The organism is Exiguobacterium indicum HHS 31, assembly GCF_001939065.1.
In the GTDB taxonomy this organism is placed as follows: domain Bacteria; phylum Bacillota; class Bacilli; order Exiguobacteriales; family Exiguobacteriaceae; genus Exiguobacterium_A; species Exiguobacterium_A indicum.
The window spans coordinates 1-4,541 of sequence record NZ_MPSZ01000019.1; the positions used below are offsets into that span (position 1 = coordinate 1).

General features: G+C 39.4%; 5 protein-coding genes. 1 reads left to right on the top strand and 4 read right to left on the bottom strand.

The window, feature by feature from the left end; translation table 11 throughout:
• Together N179_RS16685 and N179_RS16690 are read right to left on the bottom strand one after the other, a co-directional pair.
• The coding region (locus tag N179_RS16685; protein WP_208610332.1) for a hypothetical protein at positions 1-428 on the bottom strand (428 nt) is incomplete at its 3' end.
• Positions 429-564: 136 nt separating this feature from the next.
• Entirely contained in the window at positions 565-1,590 is a 1,026-nt protein-coding gene (locus N179_RS16690; RefSeq protein WP_338083379.1) for a protein rep, read from the bottom strand.
• A gap of 330 nt (positions 1,591-1,920) precedes the next feature.
• On the opposite strand from N179_RS16690, the gene N179_RS16695 reads away from it, so the two are divergent.
• Positions 1,921-2,127: a hypothetical protein gene (locus N179_RS16695; RefSeq protein WP_075643190.1), complete on the top strand. Its 207-nt coding sequence runs from the start codon at positions 1,921-1,923 to the stop codon at positions 2,125-2,127.
• 225 nt (positions 2,128-2,352) lie between these two features.
• Here N179_RS16695 and mobV read toward each other — a convergent pair whose 3' ends face one another.
• Entirely contained in the window at positions 2,353-3,765 is a 1,413-nt protein-coding gene (gene mobV / locus N179_RS16700) for a MobV family relaxase (RefSeq protein WP_075643191.1), read from the bottom strand.
• A gap of 244 nt (positions 3,766-4,009) precedes the next feature.
• A complete protein-coding gene (locus tag N179_RS16705; RefSeq protein WP_075643192.1) occupies positions 4,010-4,393 on the bottom strand; it encodes a hypothetical protein in 384 nt (127 codons plus the stop codon).
• Positions 4,394-4,541 lie beyond the last annotated feature (148 nt).

Here is a 4,541-nt window from a genome sequence, read left to right on the forward strand (position 1 = left end):
GCTGTTCTTCTGAACTCTCTTGCCTTGTTTAAGTAACTTGCAGCATCTTTAGCTTTTACTTCTTTACCATGTTTTTTGTAATGAGCAACGAGAGACACTGCTGGCGATTCAAAGCTTCCTTCATGCCAAGATCCAATTGGTGCATTCAGTAAACCATGCGACATCAAAAAACCGATGTCGTAAAAATCCTCCCCATCTCCTTTAAGCTTAGCTGTCGTTATTTGATTTTTAAGTTCTAAAGCTTCTTGTACATCGAGTAATTGTTCTGATACAGTTTTTCCTTCTTCTTCATCATCAAAAGAAGAAGTTGAAGAAGTATTTATTTCAGTCAAATTCTCTTTAGATTCTTCAGCAAATGTTACATTTGAGAACCCTAAGTTACCAAATAAAACAAGTAAAGATAATACATAAGCAATTATTTTTTTCATGTTAATCCCCTTAAATGTATATTTTAGACATAAAATAAAATAACACATTTAAGAATTGTTTAGGGAATTATTTTCATCTATTTTTTATTAATGAACATCTTAATTTAATTTCTTCGAATTGTTCTCTTTCATGATTTTATATGTCTAATTCATCAATAGTGTTTCCGTTGTATTTTTTCAATTCCTCTTTAGTCAATTCAATGTATTCCAAAATAAAATCAGACTGTTCGGCATGCCAATTCGCTATGATCTTGTAGAAGTATTCGTTCTTATCCTTCTCCATGTATTGTTCCAATTCATTGGATTTGTACTTCAACATGTACTCTTTGAACAGACCACTATAAGCAATGACTTGCTTACCCTTTAAGGAATTATAAAAGGTCTCGAATACTTCTGGACTGACGCCCATATCGTTACTTTTTGCCGAGTATTTGGCGATCTCCGCCACTGCATTTCCAGTCTGCTTTTCCTTGATGCGTTCGATATGAACTTGCGTGATTGTGTAGTCACTAGTGACCTCGCGCCACATTTCTAACCATTCATCACGTTTGATGTAATTTCGCGAGTCATTGAAGTACGTTTTCTTTACCGCAAGCACGACATGAAAGTGTGGGTTGTATGTATCATAGGTGGGATTTTCATCTCCAACTTTCAATCCTAGTCGTTCATAATACGCCTGTTTTTTCTCGAATAATGGAGTCGTAATCAACGGATTCCCGTCATATGTCATCTCCAACTTTCGAGCGTATCCTTGAATCACTTTTTTTAATTTTCTACGCATGAATAGCTTATGAAAAGCTTTGTTCATGCTCTCGATCTCAGACTTTACTTCGTTCGCTTTCACATTTGGTGTAGTCAAAGTAAGGAACAAATATTTCACGTCATGTTCTTCATGCATGGCTTCCATCACCACAGATAGTGCCATCGCATCTTTTCTAGCCTTGCGCCAAGCGCAAATCGGACAAAATCGATTCTTGCAATGATTCCCTCCAACCATCTTCTTCTTCTCCTTATCCAATGTCGAAATATACAAGTTGAACGTCCCACACTCTTTGTACAGTTCCTGCATTTTTTCGGAAAGATGATCCTTAGCCAGTTCATACATGCGTAGATTGTCGAGTTTTTTCGGTTTTATAAGTGCAATAGGGTCTTGTTTTTTCATAGTCATTTTGTCTATAATCCATGTGTAGCATCAATTTATGGACAGTTTACTGACACCATAAAAGGGTAAACAAACAGCATAGATCAAAGAAACTTGTCTCCTTTCTTCTTTAGGTTTTTGTGTGGTAACTTAAATGCTAAACGAGTATACAAGGAAACGCAAGTTTTTTTGGTCGAAAGCCGTTGGGGCGCAAGGGATTAACTCACTTGCTCGCCCCTTTTTTTGCGCATAAATAGTTACCCTTATTATCAAGATAAGAAAGAACACAAAATCAAAGGCTTATTTCAGACCTTAAAATTGCATAAAATCATCAGTAAAGGTGGTGAAAAAATGAAGATAGGAAAAGTTGTATTAACACTAGCCGACGATAAAGTTGTGACCCTAGAAGCAACTAGTTGGGATCGGTTCATCAAAGACTTGAATGACGACAAAACTTACATAGAGCAAAACATTGTCGAGCTTGATGGTTCAGGCGATACTTTCCTGGTTATGAAAAATCAAATTATCTTGGCAGAACTCATTTACGAAGAAAAGTAATCGACTCCCCAACCCCTCGATCCCGAGGGGCTCCCTCGCCGGTAGGCAGGTTCTCACGTAGGGAACGTGAGAACAGCAGAGAGGGTTTTTATCGTCTGGGGCGTCAACTCTTATACTCATAACGAAGAACCCCTCTAGAACGCTCTGTGAGCGATTCTGAGGGGTTTTATTCGTTATTCCGTTACGTTGACACCCATATCAGCCTAGAAACGGCCCTACGGACTCCTAGCGCTCCATATCAGAGCCGTATCCCTTCTCTTTCTGCTTTGCTGCGAGCGACTTGATCGCAATATCTCTCCCGATTTCCTCGTTCTCGTTTCGTGGCATGGCTTCTTTCTTCATGTTCATCTTCTGACCAATGTATTCTTTCGCATATCCAATGGCGTGTTCCATCAGTTTTTTCGTGACTCGTTGATTCCCATCTTTGTCCCGTTGAGCCGATACCATGTCTCGGATCTTGTCGATCACTTGCTTGAAGAACTCGACCTGACGCTTCAGAGCGCTATTCTCCATTCTCAAGGTGAACATCTCGTTCAATTGGCTATCTTTTTGTCGATTGTCCTTCTCCAGCATCTGGACTCGTTGTTCCGAGATCCGCAATGCCCGTTGCATCCGTTCCGCGACTTCCGCCCGCTTCTTCAGTTCCAAGAACGTATCATTCGACATCGACACTTTGTTCAATAGGTTCGGCTTTAGATCGAGATTGATTGACTCGTCGAAATCCAACTCTTTGAGCGAATCGATTCGCTCGTTGAGTTGTTTTTGATGTTCCTCGAGGTCTCTTTTCGTGGCATCTAAAAGTCCGTTCATGTCCTGGGTGTCCATGATGAGCCGTTCTTGATTTTGGCTCATATCGTACTCGAACTTCGCCACTTCTTCTTTGATCATTCCAATTTTTTGGAGCGCTTCTGTTTTGGCAGCTTCGACTTTTTCCTCAAATCCTCTTTCAATTTTCTTGCGTTCAATATCTTTGTTATTCCGCATGTAATAGACTTCTCGATGCAGAATTGTCCGATCCAAATCCAAATCCTTTATTTCTTTTTCCAAGTCCAGTTTCGCTTTGTACTGATGAATATCGAGTTTCTGTTTTGTTTTTTCTCCCGATCCACGCACGACATCGAACCCTTTTGCTCGTAATCGTTCCGGAATCTCGTCATGGATCTCGTTTAATGCCGCTTTGTTCATTGTCGTTCGTGCTTGTAATCGTCCTGTTTCTTTGTCGATGGGCATGAAATGAAGGTGCATGTGAGGCGTCGATTCATCGAGGTGGATTTTCGAACTTAGGACATTCTCTTTTCCGAACCGATCGACGAAATAGTCATGACACGTTTTGAAGTAATCGTGCATCTGATCGTTCGACATTTCCTTTGCTGCAGATTCTGGAATGGTGATGATATTCGAGTAAGTAATGACCGAATTCTTTTGGACTCGTTTGTTTTCAGACTTGAGTTGATCGACCCGTTCTTTTGCTCGTTGATAGAGATTTAATTCACTTTGTACGAGATCATAATTGAGGTGAGTACGGTCAAGATCAATCATGTCATTTTTGATTTGTCCTTCTCTTTCTTGCTCTCTTTCCTTGCCTTTGATATCGGACATTTGGTTCTTTTGAGCGTTCCAGGCGAATTCGATCGACATGGGGTTTTCCTCCTTATCAAGACAAAGACCGAGAGAAGCGAGAGGGGAATTTGTCGGCGTTGAGTTTATAAGAGTATAGCCCGCTATACTCTTGCAAAGCAAGAGGCGGTCTCTACGAGGTAAAAAGAGCATGGCTGCGCCACTCAAGACCAGTGCCGTTTCGTGTCCAAGACACGAAAAAGACGATGCCGAAGCATCGTCTTAAAAAAACTTAAAGAATCATAAAAAAATATCAGTCAAATACTTAAAATTCATCATAAGGTACTATGATGAAATCTTCTTTTTGAAGACCGTTTGGCTTTTCTTCTTTAAACTCTTCAACTAGATCTAAAAAGTTAGAAACTGTTTTCTCTAAGGCTTCTTCAATCGTAAGAGCATAACCTGTTGTACCTTCTGGATAACCATCTGAATCTACTAATTTGAGATTTGTATATCCAGTAAAACCAGATTCTCCAGGAGCTTCATCATTATTGTAACTAGTCTCATATATCTTTACTTTGAAACCACCGTAATGAATTGTATCTCCTTCATAAATTTCTCCGAAAAATTTTAAAGCAGCTATATCAAATTCTGCTACACACTTTTGTATCATCCCAACACGATCAATCCTAAGATCTTTCCAATTCAAATAATAACCTCCTATGAATTATTTTTTGGTTGTTCCAAAAGAAACAATTCGATCATCGTCTGCTAAATCGATATATCTTCCGTTCTTACGATACCTCAGAACATCATCGACCTTACCTTTGACTTTACTAGGAGTAACACCTTTTTTT